We start from the raw sequence: 13,953 nt of genomic DNA on the forward strand, positions 1-13,953 counted from the left end.
CAAGAGCCTTGGCTGGAAGACCCCGGCCGAGGTCTTCGCCGAACAGCTAAGCTCGCTGGAACAGCCCGGTGTTGCAACAACCGATTGAACTCGCCCAGTATCGAGCGATTCGCTACAGCCAGCGGCTCGCCGAAGCCGGCGCCGTCGCCTCGGTCGGGTCCAAGGGCGACTCCTACGACAACGCGATGGCCGAGGCGTTCAACTCTCTCTACAAGGCCGAACTCGTCCGCAACCGAGGTCCATGGCGTGGACCCGACGACCTGGAGATGGCCACCGTCGAGTACATCGACTGGTACAACAACCGGCGGCTGCACGGCGAGCTCGGACACGTCCCGCCCGCCGAACACGAGGCACTACACGCGGTAACCCACCCGACCCCGCCCTGCCGTCGCCCCGCCCTCGCCCCGCCGTCGCCTCGCCCTGCCCCTCGCCCCGCCCCCGCCCCGTCGATCATGGAGTTGTGGTGGGCGTTTTAGCCCCGCAAACCCGTTTCGTGAGGCACCACAACCCCATGATCGACGGGAATGTGCGGTGATCATGAGGTTGGCGTTACTGGTGTCGGCGTGTCGCCTCGCTAACGTCATGATCACCGGCGCGGGAGGGCGGGGCGGTGCGGGCGGCCGGGGAGGTGGGGGCGGTGCGGGCGGCCGGGGAGGGCGGGGCGGGCTTGGAGGGTGGGGTCGGGTGGGTTGGGGTTGGGTGGGGTGGGGGATTGTCGGTCAGGAGTTTGGTGCAGAAGCCGGTCACGTGCTGACGACCGCCGGCCGCGGTGATCAGGGCGGACAAGCCCGGGCTGTCCAGGGCGCGGCCGGGGTTTTCCCTGCTGGTGGCCTGGTACGCGCGGCACAGGCCCGGCAGAGCTTGGGACTCCGGGGCCGGCGGCAGCGGCCTCGACGGCGCGGCCGTGCCGGGGGTGGGCCGGTTGTCGGTGACCGGTGGGTTCGCGGCGGACGCGTCGGTGGACGCCGGTGCGGTGGGCGCGGGCCGATGCGGCGGCCGGGGTGCCGTGCCGGTCGCGGCGGCCAACGCCACCCCGCCGACGGCGGTGAGCGCCAGGGCGGCCACGGTGGTCCGGCCACCGAACCGGGCGAGCGTGTGGGACCGGCGCACGGCCCGCCGAGGCGCTGCCGGCGTGACCTGGGCGCGGCGAAAGCCCTGCATGGCGAGGCCCTCGCCAGCCAACTCGTCGGGGCGCGGCGCGGCACGCACCGCGCTCAGCAGCAGCACGACCGGGCGCGGGCCGGTCGACGGGTCGACGATGCCGCCGCCGAGCAGCCGCTCGGCGGTCTCCTGATCCATCCGGTCTGCGTTCATCTCGTGTCCCTCAGCGCCACCCACCTGCGCGATGTCACATCCGCCCTGGCGAGGGCGGGAGGCGGGCGAGGGGCCGGGGCACCCGGCGAACGCGGGCCGGCTCAGCCCATGGTCTTGGCGCCGTCGACCGCCTCACGCAGGATGTCGGCGTGGCCGGCGTGCTGGGACGTCTCGGCGATGAGGTGCAGCAGCACCCGGCGGACCGTCCAGCTCGCCCCCGGCTCGAACCAGGGCGCCACCGGCAGCGGGTGCGCCGCGTCCAGATCGAGGGTGCCGATCAGCTCGTCGGTGTGCGCCGCCACCTCCTGGAAACGCTCGACCAGGCCGGCCAGGGTCTCGCCCGGCGCCATCCGGAACTGGCCGACCCAGTCGATCTCGTCGCGTTGCATCGCCTCGGCGCCGCCGACGGCGAAGAGCATCCACCGCTGCTCGGTGCCGGCGACGTGCTTGATGAGGCCGCCGAGGCAGAGCTCGCTGACGGTGCTGCGGGTGGCGGCCTGCTCGTCGGTGAGCCCGTCGACGGTCTGCAGGAGGAAGCCCCGGTGCCGGCGCAGCGTCTGCAGCAGGTCGGCCCGCTCCCCGGTGAGCTGCTCGGTGCTGGTCATGGTGTCGCCCCTCCGTCGAAGACCGGTCGGCGCCAGCCTAGGACCGGGCACCGACACTTTCCGGTCCGACACGACGGCGGCGCGGGCCGCCAGCGGTTGCCGATCGGCGCGCGGGACTGTCCACTGAATGACATGGGTGTGATCAAGGTGGGCACGTCGTCCTGGGCCGACCAGTCGTTGCTGCGCTCCGGCTGGTACCCGCGCTCGGCCAACACGCCGGCCGGCCGGCTGGCCTTCTACGCCGGCCGGTTCCCGCTGGTGGAGGTGGACACCTCCTACTACGCCGTCCCGGTGCCGGAGACCACCCAGGGCTGGGTCGACGCGACGCCCGACGATTTCACCTTCGACGTCAAGGCGTTCAGCCTCTTCACCGGTCACCCGACGCCGGTCGCCGCGCTGCCCCGGGACCTGCGGCCGGCCGCCGGCCCCAGCCGGATCCGCCGCCGCGATCTGGCAGAGCAGGCGTACGACGAGTTGTGGGCCCGTTTCCGGGCGGCGCTGGACCCGATCGCGGCCGCCGGCAAGCTGGGCGCGGTGCTGTTGCAGTTCCCGCCATGGCTGGTCCGCGGTGCCGCCGCCGAGCGCCGCATCGTGGAGTTGGCGCAGCGCTGCCGGCCGTGGCGGGTGGCGGTGGAGTTGCGGCACGGGTCCTGGTTCGACGGTGCCTCCGCAGCCGAGACCCTGGACCTGCTGCGCGCGCACGACCTCTCACTGGTCTGCGTCGACATGCCGCAGGGGCATCCGTCGTCGGTGCCGCCGATCCTGACGATGACCGCGGAGCCGGCGATCGTCCGGTTCCACGGTCACAGCGACACTTGGCGCGACGGCGACAAGCAGGACAAGTTCCGCTACGCGTACGCCGATTCGGAGCTGCGGGACTGGGCCGGGCGGTTGGCCGAGATGGCCGACCGGGTCGACGACCTGCACGTGCTGTTCAACAACTGCTGCGCCGGGCAGGCTCAGCGCGACGCCACCCGGCTGGCGCAGCTGCTCGCCGAGGCCATGTTCGCCGATTCGCGGGTGCCCGCCGGGCCGCGTGGACCGGTCGACGGCCAGGCCGTACCGGCGCGGGCCACGTCGAGGAGCTGACGGCGTGCTGCCCACGTGCCATCCGTCGAGCCGGGGCAGGCGGGCAGCGCGGTGTTCAGGAGCGTCGGCCCCGGCTGCGCAGCGCGTCCTGGGTCCGATCGTCGACGTCCGCCTCGTCGGGAAAGGTCCGGCCGCTGGGCGCCGGATCCGGTGGCGCGCCCGGTCCGGCCATCGTGGTCCGGGTCGGCTCGACCGAACCGAAGCCGTGCCGACCGGCTGAACCGTAGTCCCCGGCCGGGGCGCCCGCGCGCCGCTCACCGCGCCGTCCCTCGGGTACCGCCGTCTCTTCGCTGCCCTCGTCCATCGGTGAGTCGTCGCCGGCGCCCCAGGGTGCGTCGGCGTCGAAATCGTCGCCGGTGCCCCACGGGTTGACCGCCTCCGGTTCCGGCCGGTCACCGCCGCCACTGCTGCGTCCCTCGTGTGCCGTCATGGCCACCTCGCTCGTCGGTCCGCCGCTGCCGGCGGACGGATTGCCCGTCCCGGGCCGGTCCCGCCCGCTCGGTACGCGGTACGCCGTGGCGGGCGCGCAGGGCCGGCCGGTGCCCCGCCGTCGACGGTCCGGCGGGACTCCGGCCGGCCCGACGCTCAGCGCCCGGCCATCGCCATCTGCCGCTTGCCGACGCTCATGCCCATCTTGGCCATGCCGATCGGCGCGCTGCGCATCCCGCCGGTGCGGCTGAGGATCCCCCGCAGCACCTGCCCGGGCTTCTGCTGCTCACCCATGTACGCGGTGACCACGACCAGCGACCCGGTCAGCGCCGGAATCGCCCACTGGAGCAACTTCATCTGTCGTTGCGAGGAGGCGACGCTGGCCGGGGTCTGGTGATTGGGCTCGGTGGCCCCGTTCACCGGTGGGCTGCCCGCCTTCTCCAGGCGCATGCCGACCAACCGGCTGTAACCGGTGACGGCGAGCGCGCCGATCGTCAACGCCGTCTTGAGGGCACTGGCCTTACCGACCCCACGTTGGGCCGCCACCCGAGGGCTTTCCGTCACCAGTTCGCCGACCGCACCGGCCAGGTGCGCGCCGATCGCTGCCGCGTTGACCGGGGTCCACTTCGACCATCCGGCCGACGCGATCGGGAGTCGCTGGGTCGAGTCGTTGATTTTCGCCGCTGCGCCGTTGACGCCGAAGGCACCCATGAGGGAGCCGCCGAACCAGGCCGCCAGACCCAGATCGTGCATCGAGCGCAGTGCGGTGTGTCGTTCGGACATGTGATCCCCTTCCGCCGTGTCGGGCGCTGCGGCTTACCCGCCGCCCGGGTGGCTAACCCCCGTCGCCCGTCTGCCGATCCGCGTCGCACCGGCACGACGGGGACATCCGGGCATCGCGGTCCCGGATCGCCGCCGGGAGGAGTCGTCCGCCCGGTGGCGGGTAGATCCGTCGGACGCTGACGGAGAGGGGAACGGAATGTCGCAGCCGGATGAGGTACGCGAGAAGACCCCCAAGACCGACGCGGTGCTCATGCACCCGGGCAACGATCCGCACCGGAACACCGCGGAGGTCGCGCCGCGTAAGGACCACGCGGAGATTCAGGTGGAGCGCGACGACGAACTGGTGCCGTTGGAGCGGGACGAGTGAACGGACCGGCCGGGCGTGCGGCCCGGCCGGTCCGGATCAGCGGGGTGGCAGGCCGGCGGCGAAAGGGGCGATCCGCCCCGCCAGGGGCGCACTGGCCCGGACCCACGTGAAGTGGTCAAGTGCCCCACCGGGCTGCGCCACCGTGTACCGCTCCCGGGCCACCGCCGCCCCGGTGAGCTTCGCGCAGAGGTGATCCATGGTCTCGTGCGGTGTGTACTGGTCGTCGTCGACGCTGACCGCCAGCATCGGCGTCCGTACCGCCCGCACCGCCGCTTCGGTGTCCGTGCCGTCGAGCTGGGGGAATCGGCCGGTCCGGGCGGTGGGCGCCCAGTCCCGGATGACCCCGCGCGCCTGCCGGCCGCCGAAGCCCCAGCCCGGCCAGACGCCGAGCAGCGCCGCGGTGGCGGCGATTCCCTGGGTGTACGGCAGGACGCCGACGCCGCGCAGGCCCGGATACGCGCGCCAGTAGGGGATGCCGACCGCGACCAGGACCAGCCCGTGCACGTCGTCACCGCCGTGCACGGCGAGGTGCAGCAGGGCGGCCTGCCCGCCCAGTGAGTGGCCGAGCAGCAGTCGGGTGCGGCCGTCCAACCGTGGCTTGAGGGCGGCCAGGACGGCACCGATGTCGCCGGCCAGCTCGGTGTAGCCGTGCCGGTCGGCGCGACTCGGCGCGGGGGTGCTCGTCCCGGTGCCGCGCAGGTCGGCGACGATCACGGCCAGCCCCGCGGCGCGCAGCGCGGCGGCGAACGGACGGTAGTAGCGGGCGCGTACCCCCATCGCCGGCCAGATGAGCACCATCGGCGCGCCGGGAGGTCCGGCCGGCTCGGGGTACACCTGCACACCGAGTCGGGCGCCGTCGACGTCGACGAACTCCTGCGCGTACTCCGGTTCCCCGTTCACCGGCTCAGCGTACGGCCCGATGTTACCGACGGGTAGTCATCCGGCTGGACACGACGGAGGCCCCGCCGGCTGGCGGGGCCTCCGGTGGCGCGGCCGGTCAGGAGACGGAGATCGTCCCATTGCCGGCGCGGACACACGAGACCGCGCGGGCGGCGGTGACGGCGGCGCCGGCCAGGCACTGGCCGAGCACCTGGTGCCCGGTGGCGTTCGGGTGCCACGACTCCTGGCAGGTCTGGAAGTAGCTGACGCAGGTGTTGGCGATCCGCTGGATGGCGATCTTGTCCTTGCCGGACAGGCTGGTCACGAAGGTGCCGTTGGCGCCGTCCTGCAGGCGGATCGGGGTGGCCAGCGCGCCGGTCGGGCTGCTCGTCGTCTCGCAGAGCCGCGCGCCGTCGAAGGCCCGCTGCACGTTGAGATAGACCAGGTCGTCCGCGGGGAACTCGGCGGCCAGGGTGTCCCGGGTGGACTGCACGATGCCGCCCAGGCCCTGGGAGAAGCGGTGTCCGGGCGCGAGGCTGGCCCGGTGGATCGGGCAGCCGGCCGCGTACCGCTCGGCGCCGAGGTCGCGGAACTTGTCCCGGGTGTCGTCGCGGCCGTCCTCCTCGTGGAACACCGGGTTCAGGTCCAAGGGCAGCGGGTTGGTGTAGTCCTGGAACACGACCCGGTGCTGCCCGTCCGCGTCCACCTGGTCGAGGGTGGTGAGGATCTGGCGTACGGCGGCGGTGGTCTCCGCGGTGGCGGCGCTGAGCTGCGCGGCGGTGGCCAGGTCGGCGTCGCTGCACGGCTTCTGTTCGACCGGCCCGTTCAGGTACGCCCAGAACTCCCACCAGCCGGTCCAGGCGTCGGCGATGAACCGGTTGGCGCACGTCTCCGCGACGCTGCCGAAGGTGAACGAGCTGTTGTTGGAGCCCAGGCCGATCAGCACCAGGTCGATGTCCTGGGTCTGCGCGACGGCGCGGAGCTGGTCGAGCTGGGCGGCCACGGTACGGCCCTTGGCCCGTGCCTGCGAGGCGTTGGCGATGTCGTGTGGCTGGCCGCCGGAGCAGGCCAGGTTGAACCGGTTCTGGATGCCCGGGAGGTTCGCCTGGTTCAGCGACGCGTTCGCCGAACGGTGGCAGAAGTACGCGTTGTTGTTCGGCGCCGTCCAGCCGGGGAAGCCCTGGGCGACGCCGTTGACGTCGACCACCTGGGTGTACGCCCCGGCGCCCTCGCCGCTGATGAAGCTGTCGCCGAGCGCCACCGCGGCGGTGGGCAGCGCGGCGGTCGCGGGGGACGGCAGCGCGACGGCCGTGGACAGTGCGGCCGTGACGATCGTGAGTGCCGCGGCGAGCGCGGCACGGCGGAACCTGGGCATGGGGCTCCCATCCATCGAAAGATGAAAGATTCTCTGAGAGCGCGATCAGATCACCCTCGTGCAACGGGCGTCAATGGCCCGTAACAGAATCGTCGATGAAAGACACGCCTGCCCCGGCGCCTCGCCGTCCGCGCCGGTGTGTGGACCCGCTCAGCGCCCGCGGCGCCCCAGCACGGCCGCGCCGACGGCGTTCAGACCGACACCCCAGATCAGCAGTACGCACAGCCACTGCGCCCACCGCAGCACGCTCATCTCGCCGGAGAGCAGGTTGCGGACGCTGCCGAGCGGGGTGAGCCACGGCTGCGCCGGGCGGAGGGCGTCCACCGCGCCCAGCAGCCCGAACAGGCCCAACGGCAGGACGATGGTGGCGAGGAACGCGACCACCGTCGACCGCAGCAGCAGACCCAGCCCGGTGCCGACCAGACCGGCGACGATCTGCACCAGCACGCTGCCCACCGCGACCGTCCCGGCGTGCCGCCACGGTTCGTCGGCGACGGCGGCCGGGGTGAGCGCCAGCGTCGCGGCGCAGATCAGCACCCCCACGACGCCGATCACGACGGCCGGCAGCAGCACCGCGAGCACCGTGGGGGCGACCCCGACGGCGGTGGGCGCCCGTCGCAGGTCGTGCACGAGCAGGATGCCGAAGAGCGGCGTCAGGACCGATGTCAGGCTCTGGACCGTGTCGGAGAGTGCGGCGAACGTCCGGTCGGCGGGAGCCGCGGCGGTCACCAGTGCCACGGCGCAGAGCAGCCCCGCCAGCAGCGTGCCCGCGAGCAGCCATCGCCGGGCCGGCGTCCCGAGGGAGCGCCGCAGGGCGTCGCGTGTCGTCTCATGCACCGTCGATCGCCTCCGGCCGGTTGGTCGTACCCCGCTCTGGTCGTTGATCTGCTCGACCCGGACCGGAGTGAACCCGGGCGCCAACTCCCACGCTCGACCGGCCGTGATCATGGCTGAGCGTACCGACGACGGTGCCTGGGCGTGGTCCCGTGATCACCGGCCGGCTGTTTCGTGGCTCACGTTCGGGGGCTGCCGCGCGGCGGGTCGCGTAGGTCCTCCGGGAGTTGTCCTAGCCTCGGGCTAGGCTCGCTGCGGCGCGCCACGCCGGCTGATGTCGCCGGTGACCGGCAGCACACCGCCGAGACCGGGGAGTACGACCAGTTGACCGCAGAGCCTGACACCCTGTACGGGGCCGATGACCTCACCCACCTTGAGGGGCTGGACGCTGTCCGCAAGCGGCCCGGCATGTACATCGGTTCCACCGACAGCCGTGGCGTGGGTCACCTCGTCAACGAGATCCTCGACAACTCCACCGACGAGGGTGTCGCCGGTCACGCCAGCCACGTCGAGGTGATCCTGCACGCCGACGGTTCGGTGCAGGTCGACGACGACGGCCGGGGCATCCCCACCGACGTGCACGCCAAGTCCGGCATCTCCGGCGTCGAGCTGGTGCTGACCCGGCTGCACGCCGGCGGCAAGTTCGGCGGCTCCGGCTACAAGACCTCCGGCGGCCTGCACGGCGTCGGCGCGTCCGCGGTCAACGCCCTGTCCCGCCGCTTCGACGTGACCGTCCGCCGGGCCGGCAAGATCCACGCGATGTCCTTCCGGCACGGCGTCCCGGGCATCTTCGACGGCGACGGGCCGGACGCGCCCTTCACCGCCGGCCCCGGGCTCCAGGTGATCGGCGCCATGAAGCGCGGCCAGCGCACCGGCACCTCGATCCGCTGGTGGCACGACGCGCGCTACTTCGAGACCGGCGCGGCGCTCGACGTCGACGCGGTCCGGATGAAGCTGCGCAACACCGCGTTCCTGGTCCCCGGCGTGACGTACCTGCTGCGCGACCTGACCGGCGAGGCGCCCGCCGAGGAGAAGTTCCACTACCCCAACGGGCTCAGCGACATGGTGGAGTTCCTCGCCCCGGCCGGCGACCGGCCGGTCTCCGGCATTCTCCTGGTCAACGGTGAGGGGACGTACCGGGAGAACGCCGCCGACGCCAACGGTGTCATGCAGTCCAACGTGCAGCGTCGCGCCGAGGTCGAGGTGGCGTTCCGGTGGGGCACGGGCTACGAGCGCACCGTCGAGTGCTTCACCAACACGATCCGCAACGCGCACGGCGGCGCCCACCGCAAGGGCTTCGAGCGGGCTCTGGTCCGCACCCTCGCCGACGCGGTCCGCAACACCCGCGGCCTGCTCAAGGCCAAGGAGGAGCCGCCCACCCTGGACGACGTCCTGGAGGGGATGACGGCCGTGGTGCACGTGCGGATCCCCGAGCCGCAGTTCACCTCGCAGACCAAGGACGAGCTGTCCACCACCGGCATCACCAAGGTGCTCCAGACTCTCGTCGACGCGCACGTCAAGGCGTGGCTGGAGGACCGGCGCACCAAGGCCGAGGCGCGCACCGTCCTGCAGAAGATCGTCGACGCGGCGCGGGTGCGGCTCACCCAGAAGCAGCAGAAGGACGCGGCCCGGCGCAAGACCGCCCTGGAGGGCGCGTCCATGCCGCCCAAGCTGGTCGACTGCCGGGCCACCGGCATCGACCGCAGCGAGCTGTTCATCGTCGAGGGTGACAGCGCCCTCGGCACGAGCCGGATGGCCCGCTCCTCGGAATACCAGGCGCTGCTGCCGATCCGGGGCAAGATTCTGAACGTGCAGAAGGCCAACCTCCAGCAGGTTCTGGACAATGCCGAGTGCGCGGCGATCGTCCAAGTCCTCGGGGCCGGCTCGGGGCGCACGTTCGACCTGTCCGCGCTGCGCTACGGCCGAGTGCTGATCATGGCCGACGCCGACGTGGACGGCGCCCACATCCGTACCCTGCTGATAACCCTCTTCGCCCGCTACATGCGACCGTTGATCGAGGCGGGTCGGCTCTACGCCGCGATGCCGCCCCTGCACAAGATCACCACCAAGGGGCGTAACCCGCAGACCGTCTACACCTACACCCAGGTCGAGATGGAGACGACGGTTCGCAAGCTGGAGAAGGCCGGCAAGCAGATCGTCACGCCCATCCCACGCTTCAAGGGTCTCGGTGAGATGGACGCCGACGAGCTGTGGGACACCACGATGAACCCGGCCACCCGCGCCGTCCGCCGGATCACCCTCGACGACGTGGACGCCGCCGAGCGCATCCTCGAACTGTTGATGGGCGAAAAGGTCGAGCCGCGCCGCAACTGGCTGATCGACTCCGCCGACCGGGTCGATCGGGAGGCGATCGACGCATGACCGCCCGTTCCGTTCCAGTTCCCGTTCCAGTTCCAGTGGAGAGCTGAGTCATGGCACGCCGTAAGGAAAACAAGGTCGATCTCTCCTCGTTCGACCAGGCCGGCGCGCGGGTCTTCGACAATCCGCTGGTCACCGAGGTCTCCGACTCCTACCTGGAGTACGCCTTCTCGGTCATCCACTCCCGTGCCCTGCCCGACGCCCGCGACGGCCTCAAGCCCGTGCACCGGCGCATCCTCTGGTCGATGTACGAGCAGGGCTACCGCCCGGATCGCGGGCACGTGAAGTCCGCCCGAATTGTCGGGGACTGCTTCGTTGCCGGCACGCTGGTCTCCACGCCTGATGGCCTGCGGCCGATCGAGGAGGTCGAGGTCGGAGACCTCGTGCTGGACGGTGAGGGCGCTTCGGTCCCGGTCACCGCTGTGTATCGAAACCCGACCTCTGACCTTGTTCGAGTGACCTGGAGCAATGGGCACACGATGCTCGTCACCCCGGGCCAACGCTTCCGGGTGGTCGCGAACGACCTCTCGGTGCAGTGGGCCGAGGCTCGGGATCTCGCGGGACGCCTTGCGCTGGCCTATGGGAGCCACCGTAGCGAGGTGTCGACGCCACCTGGCGACGTCTACGACTACGTGCGCGGGCTGCTGGTAGCCGAGGGCTTCCCGGTCGACCGGAACTGTGCGGCGGACGGTCGGGTTCGCATCCACATGTGTGACATCGAACCGCTCGATGTCGCTCACGGCTGGGCTATCGCCAGTGGGGTGAACGTCTCCCGCGGAAAGCGTGAGGCCACCAATCCCCGTCATCGTGATCAGCACATCCTGACGTTCAGCCGGCACGAAGGGCTGTTGGAGGCTACCGAGCCACTCAGCCGCGACAAGTACGTACCACGCAACATCATGAGCGACCGGTCAGCGTGGGCACCGTTCCTCGCCGGCTTCTTCGACGGTGACGGCTACGTCCGCAAGCGGTTCCGAGAGGTGGTCTTCGTCAGCACCGGCAAACTCCTGGTCCGGCAGATCTACGCCATGCTTGCCGACCTGGGTTTGCACGGGCACTACTGGACCAGCGGTCTTCGTTCTGATGGAAACCCTCTTCACGGGCTCTCCATATCCGGGCGAGACGCTGCGGTCCTCGCGCGGATGCTGCTGCCGTGGGTGCGGATCGGCTACAAGCACGATGGCCTGCAACGGGTTGCGAACATCGACTACCAGTACAGCGGCAAGCAAGGCAATGACCGGTTGCCGTACGCCTCGGTGATGGCGGAATTCACCGCAGCGCATCAGGGCGGTGGATGGTTCCGGGATCAGGCCGGACAGGCGTTTCGTGCCTCGCTCTCGGCGAGCGGTGGCCCGAAGGTGCGGTATGGCGAAGACCGCAATGGCGTCCCGCTCGCGGACCGATCGTTCCAGTTGGAGCGGGCGGTACGAGACGGCTGGATCGACAAACTCCGCCGCATCGGCTCACCGCTCGCTGCTCGTCTCGACGCGTTGGTCGGCAGTTCGTTCCTGCGGGTCACCTCGGTTGAGGCGGTTCCGCCCGACGTCACTTACGACATCCAGGTCGGCAGTGACGAGCACGCGTTCGTCGCCGAGGGCTATGTCGTTCACAACTGCATGGGTAAGTACCATCCGCACGGCGACACGGCGATCTACGACGCGATGGTCCGCCTCGCGCAGGACTTCTCCCTCAACGTGCCACTCATCGACGGGCATGGAAATTTTGGTTCCCCAGATGATGGTCCGGCAGCCTCGCGTTACACCGAAGCACGGATGTCCCGCGAGGCCATGCTGCTCGTCGGGGAGCTGGGCGAGGACACCGTCGACGTCGAGCCCAACTACGACGGGTCGCTGACCCAGCCGACCGTGCTGCCGGCCGCGTTCCCCAACCTGCTGGTCAACGGCGCGTCCGGGATCGCGGTCGGGATGGCCACCAACATGATCCCGCACAACCTCGGCGAGGTCGTGCAGGCGGCCCGTTGGCTGATCAACCACCCGGACGCCACTCTGGACAAACTCATGGAGTTCGTCCCCGGCCCCGACCTGCCCACCGGTGGGGTGCTGCTCGGCCTCGACGAGGTGCGCCGGGCGTACGAGACCGGGCGCGGCGTGGTGCGGATGCGCGGCAAGGTGGAGATCGGCCCGATCGAGGGCAGCCGGGGCCGCCAGGCGATCACCGTGGTCGAGCTGCCCTACGGCGTCGGCGCGGAGAAGGTCATCGCCGCGATCACCAACGAGGTCACCAAGACCAAGCGGCTGACCGGCATCGCGGACGTCAAGGACCTCACCGACCGGGAGAGCGGCACCCGGCTGGTCATCGAGTGCAAGGTGGGCGTCAACCCGCAGGCGCTGCTCGCCGACCTGTACCGGCTGACCCCGCTGGAGCAGTCGTTCGGCGTCAACAACCTGGTCCTGGTGGACGGGCAGCCGCGCACCCTCGGGTTGAAGGCGCTGCTGGAGGTCTTCCTGGCCCACCGCTACGAGGTGGTCACCCGCCGCACCTCGTACCGTCGGCGCAAGCGGCAGGAGCGGCTGCACCTGGTCGACGGCCTGCTGATCGCGTTGCTGGACATCGACGAGGTGGTCCGGCTGATCCGGGGCAGCGACGACGCGCAGGCCGCGAAGGACGGGCTGATGAGTCGGTTCGGCCTCTCCGACATCCAGGCCACCTACATCCTGGACACACCGCTGCGCCGGCTGACCAAGTTCGACCGGATCGAGCTGGAGGCCGAGCAGGAACGGCTGCGCACCGAGATCGCCGAGCTGAGCACGATCCTCGACGACGAGCGGGTGCTCCGGAAGGTGGTCTCCGACGAGCTGGCGGCCGTGGGCAAGCAGTTCGGCAGCGAGCGGCGTACGACGCTTGTCGACGGTGACCTGAAGGAGGTGCTGGCCGCGTCCGCGCCGGCCGGCCCGCTGGAGGTGGCCGACGACCCGTGCCAGGTGATCCTCTCCGCGACCGGGCTGGTCGCCCGGACCGCGGCCGAGTCGGAGGAGAGCGCCGAGGGGCGCCGGCGCAACGGCCGGGTCAAACACGACACGGTACGCGCGATCGTGCACTCCACCGCCCGTGGTCGGGTGCTGCTGATGACCAGCGCCGGCCGGGCGTTCAAGGTCGACGTCCTGCCGCTGCCGGTGCTGCCCGAGCAGGCCGGCACGGTGTCGTTGCGCGGAGGCATGTCGGCCGCCGAGCTGGTGCCGTTGGAGGCGGGGGAGACGGTGGTCGGTCTGGCCCCGCTCGGCGGGCCGGCGGAGGGCTCGCCGGGGCTGGCGTTGGGCACCCGGCAGGGCGTGGTCAAGATCTGCTCGCCGGAGTGGCCGGTGCGTTCCGACGAGTTTGAGGTGATCGGCCTGCGCGACGGTGACGAGGTGGTCGGGGCGACCTGGCTGACCGACGGTGCCGAGACGTTGACGTTCGTGTCCTCGGAGGCGTCGCTGTTGCGGTTCCCCGCCGGGCTGGTCCGCCCTCAGGGCCTCAAGGGCGGCGGCATGGCCGGCATCAACCTGCCGGCCGGAGCGCACGTCGTGTTCTTCGGGGCGGTGCGCACCGACGACCCGGGTCACGGCGAGCCGATGGTGGTCACCTCGACCGGAGCGACGGTGAAGGTGACGCCCTTCAAGGCGTACCCCTCGAAGGGGCGGGCGACCGGCGGCGTGCGCGCGCACCGGTTCCTCAAGGGTGAGACGGACGTGGCGGTCGCCTGGGTGGGGCCGCGCCCGGTCGGCGCGACCGGCACCGGCGACCCGGTGGAGCTGCCCGCGGCGGACCCGCGCCGCGACGGCTCCGGCTTCGCGGTGATGCTCGGCCCGACGGTGGTCGGCCACGTCATCGAACGCGACTGACCCCCCGGCGTGCCCGGCGCGCGCTATCCGCGCCCGGCGCGCGCCCGGCCCCAAGAT

The 13,953-nt window shown here is 71.4% G+C and carries 11 protein-coding genes and 3 pseudogenes; 7 read left to right on the forward strand and 7 right to left on the reverse strand.

Annotated features, from left to right (window positions below):
- Window positions 1-95: 95 nt before the first annotated feature.
- Window positions 96-344: pseudogene (locus AB0H52_RS21725) on the forward strand (integrase core domain-containing protein); the annotation flags it as partial.
- A 205-nt stretch (window positions 345-549) separates the two neighbouring features.
- On the opposite strand, the gene AB0H52_RS21730 reads toward AB0H52_RS21725, so the two are convergent.
- Together AB0H52_RS21730 and AB0H52_RS21735 are read right to left on the reverse strand one after the other, a co-directional pair.
- A complete protein-coding gene (locus tag AB0H52_RS21730) occupies window positions 550-1,314 on the reverse strand; it encodes a hypothetical protein (RefSeq protein ID WP_357949571.1) in 765 nt (254 codons plus the stop codon).
- Window positions 1,315-1,415: 101 nt separating this feature from the next.
- On the reverse strand, window positions 1,416-1,919 hold the full coding sequence (locus tag AB0H52_RS21735; protein ID WP_151489960.1) for a DinB family protein: 504 nt from the start codon (window positions 1,917-1,919) through the stop codon (window positions 1,416-1,418).
- Window positions 1,920-2,051: 132 nt separating this feature from the next.
- Between AB0H52_RS21735 and AB0H52_RS21740 the strand changes: the two genes are divergently transcribed.
- Window positions 2,052-3,008: a DUF72 domain-containing protein gene (locus AB0H52_RS21740; protein ID WP_357949574.1), complete on the forward strand. Its 957-nt coding sequence runs from the start codon at window positions 2,052-2,054 to the stop codon at window positions 3,006-3,008.
- 55 nt (window positions 3,009-3,063) lie between these two features.
- Here the strand turns inward: AB0H52_RS21740 and AB0H52_RS21745 are convergent, their stop codons facing one another.
- Together AB0H52_RS21745 and AB0H52_RS21750 are read right to left on the reverse strand one after the other, a co-directional pair.
- A complete protein-coding gene (locus AB0H52_RS21745; protein ID WP_151489962.1) occupies window positions 3,064-3,438 on the reverse strand; it encodes a hypothetical protein in 375 nt (124 codons plus the stop codon).
- Between the two features lie 155 nt (window positions 3,439-3,593).
- Complete coding sequence (locus AB0H52_RS21750) at window positions 3,594-4,220, reverse strand: hypothetical protein (protein ID WP_151489963.1); 627 nt, start codon at window positions 4,218-4,220, stop codon at window positions 3,594-3,596.
- A gap of 196 nt (window positions 4,221-4,416) precedes the next feature.
- Between AB0H52_RS21750 and AB0H52_RS21755 the strand changes: the two genes are divergently transcribed.
- Entirely contained in the window at window positions 4,417-4,587 is a 171-nt protein-coding gene (locus AB0H52_RS21755; RefSeq protein ID WP_192580269.1) for a hypothetical protein, read from the forward strand.
- Between the two features lie 36 nt (window positions 4,588-4,623).
- Here AB0H52_RS21755 and AB0H52_RS21760 read toward each other — a convergent pair whose 3' ends face one another.
- The 3 genes from AB0H52_RS21760 to AB0H52_RS21770 all read right to left on the reverse strand — a co-directional run bounded on the left by AB0H52_RS21760 (window position 4,624) and on the right by AB0H52_RS21770 (window position 7,678).
- The gene (locus tag AB0H52_RS21760; protein WP_357949579.1) at window positions 4,624-5,487 is read right to left on the reverse strand and encodes an alpha/beta fold hydrolase; all 864 of its coding nucleotides are present in this window, start codon (window positions 5,485-5,487) and stop codon (window positions 4,624-4,626) included.
- A gap of 97 nt (window positions 5,488-5,584) precedes the next feature.
- Complete coding sequence (locus tag AB0H52_RS21765) at window positions 5,585-6,841, reverse strand: hypothetical protein (RefSeq protein ID WP_357949582.1); 1,257 nt, start codon at window positions 6,839-6,841, stop codon at window positions 5,585-5,587.
- A gap of 150 nt (window positions 6,842-6,991) precedes the next feature.
- Window positions 6,992-7,678 (reverse strand): hypothetical protein, encoded by a 687-nt coding sequence (locus AB0H52_RS21770; RefSeq protein ID WP_151489965.1) that lies wholly within the window; start codon window positions 7,676-7,678, stop codon window positions 6,992-6,994.
- Between the two features lie 249 nt (window positions 7,679-7,927).
- Here AB0H52_RS21770 and AB0H52_RS21775 point away from each other — a divergent pair, with 249 nt between their 5' ends.
- The 4 genes and pseudogenes from AB0H52_RS21775 to AB0H52_RS21790 all read left to right on the forward strand — a co-directional run bounded on the left by AB0H52_RS21775 (window position 7,928) and on the right by AB0H52_RS21790 (window position 13,896).
- The gene (locus AB0H52_RS21775) at window positions 7,928-10,057 is read left to right on the forward strand and encodes a DNA topoisomerase IV subunit B (protein ID WP_225854498.1); all 2,130 of its coding nucleotides are present in this window, start codon (window positions 7,928-7,930) and stop codon (window positions 10,055-10,057) included.
- A 50-nt stretch (window positions 10,058-10,107) separates the two neighbouring features.
- Window positions 10,108-10,362: pseudogene (locus AB0H52_RS21780) on the forward strand (DNA gyrase subunit A); the annotation flags it as partial.
- 171 nt (window positions 10,363-10,533) lie between these two features.
- Window positions 10,534-11,169 (forward strand): annotated as a pseudogene (locus tag AB0H52_RS21785) (LAGLIDADG family homing endonuclease); the annotation flags it as partial.
- Between the two features lie 144 nt (window positions 11,170-11,313).
- Complete coding sequence (locus AB0H52_RS21790) at window positions 11,314-13,896, forward strand: DNA topoisomerase (ATP-hydrolyzing) (protein ID WP_357949633.1); 2,583 nt, start codon at window positions 11,314-11,316, stop codon at window positions 13,894-13,896.
- Window positions 13,897-13,953: the final 57 nt, after the last annotated feature.

This window comes from Micromonospora sp. NPDC050695 (assembly GCF_040654415.1).
Lineage (GTDB): Bacteria > Actinomycetota > Actinomycetes > Mycobacteriales > Micromonosporaceae > Micromonospora.

What these genes read in the sequence shown, in the direction of transcription:
- AB0H52_RS21730 (WP_357949571.1), bottom strand. Translation starts at nt 1,314, where the DNA reads ATGAACGCAGACCGGATGGATCAGGAGACCGCCGAGCGGCTGCTCGGC.
- AB0H52_RS21735 (WP_151489960.1), bottom strand. Translation starts at nt 1,919, where the DNA reads ATGACCAGCACCGAGCAGCTCACCGGGGAGCGGGCCGACCTGCTGCAG.
- AB0H52_RS21740 (WP_357949574.1), top strand. Translation starts at nt 2,052, where the DNA reads ATGGGTGTGATCAAGGTGGGCACGTCGTCCTGGGCCGACCAGTCGTTG.
- AB0H52_RS21745 (WP_151489962.1), bottom strand. Translation starts at nt 3,438, where the DNA reads ATGACGGCACACGAGGGACGCAGCAGTGGCGGCGGTGACCGGCCGGAA.
- AB0H52_RS21750 (WP_151489963.1), bottom strand. Translation starts at nt 4,220, where the DNA reads ATGTCCGAACGACACACCGCACTGCGCTCGATGCACGATCTGGGTCTG.
- AB0H52_RS21755 (WP_192580269.1), top strand. Translation starts at nt 4,417, where the DNA reads ATGTCGCAGCCGGATGAGGTACGCGAGAAGACCCCCAAGACCGACGCG.
- AB0H52_RS21765 (WP_357949582.1), bottom strand. Translation starts at nt 6,841, where the DNA reads ATGCCCAGGTTCCGCCGTGCCGCGCTCGCCGCGGCACTCACGATCGTC.
- AB0H52_RS21790 (WP_357949633.1), top strand. Translation starts at nt 11,314, where the DNA reads ATGGCGGAATTCACCGCAGCGCATCAGGGCGGTGGATGGTTCCGGGAT.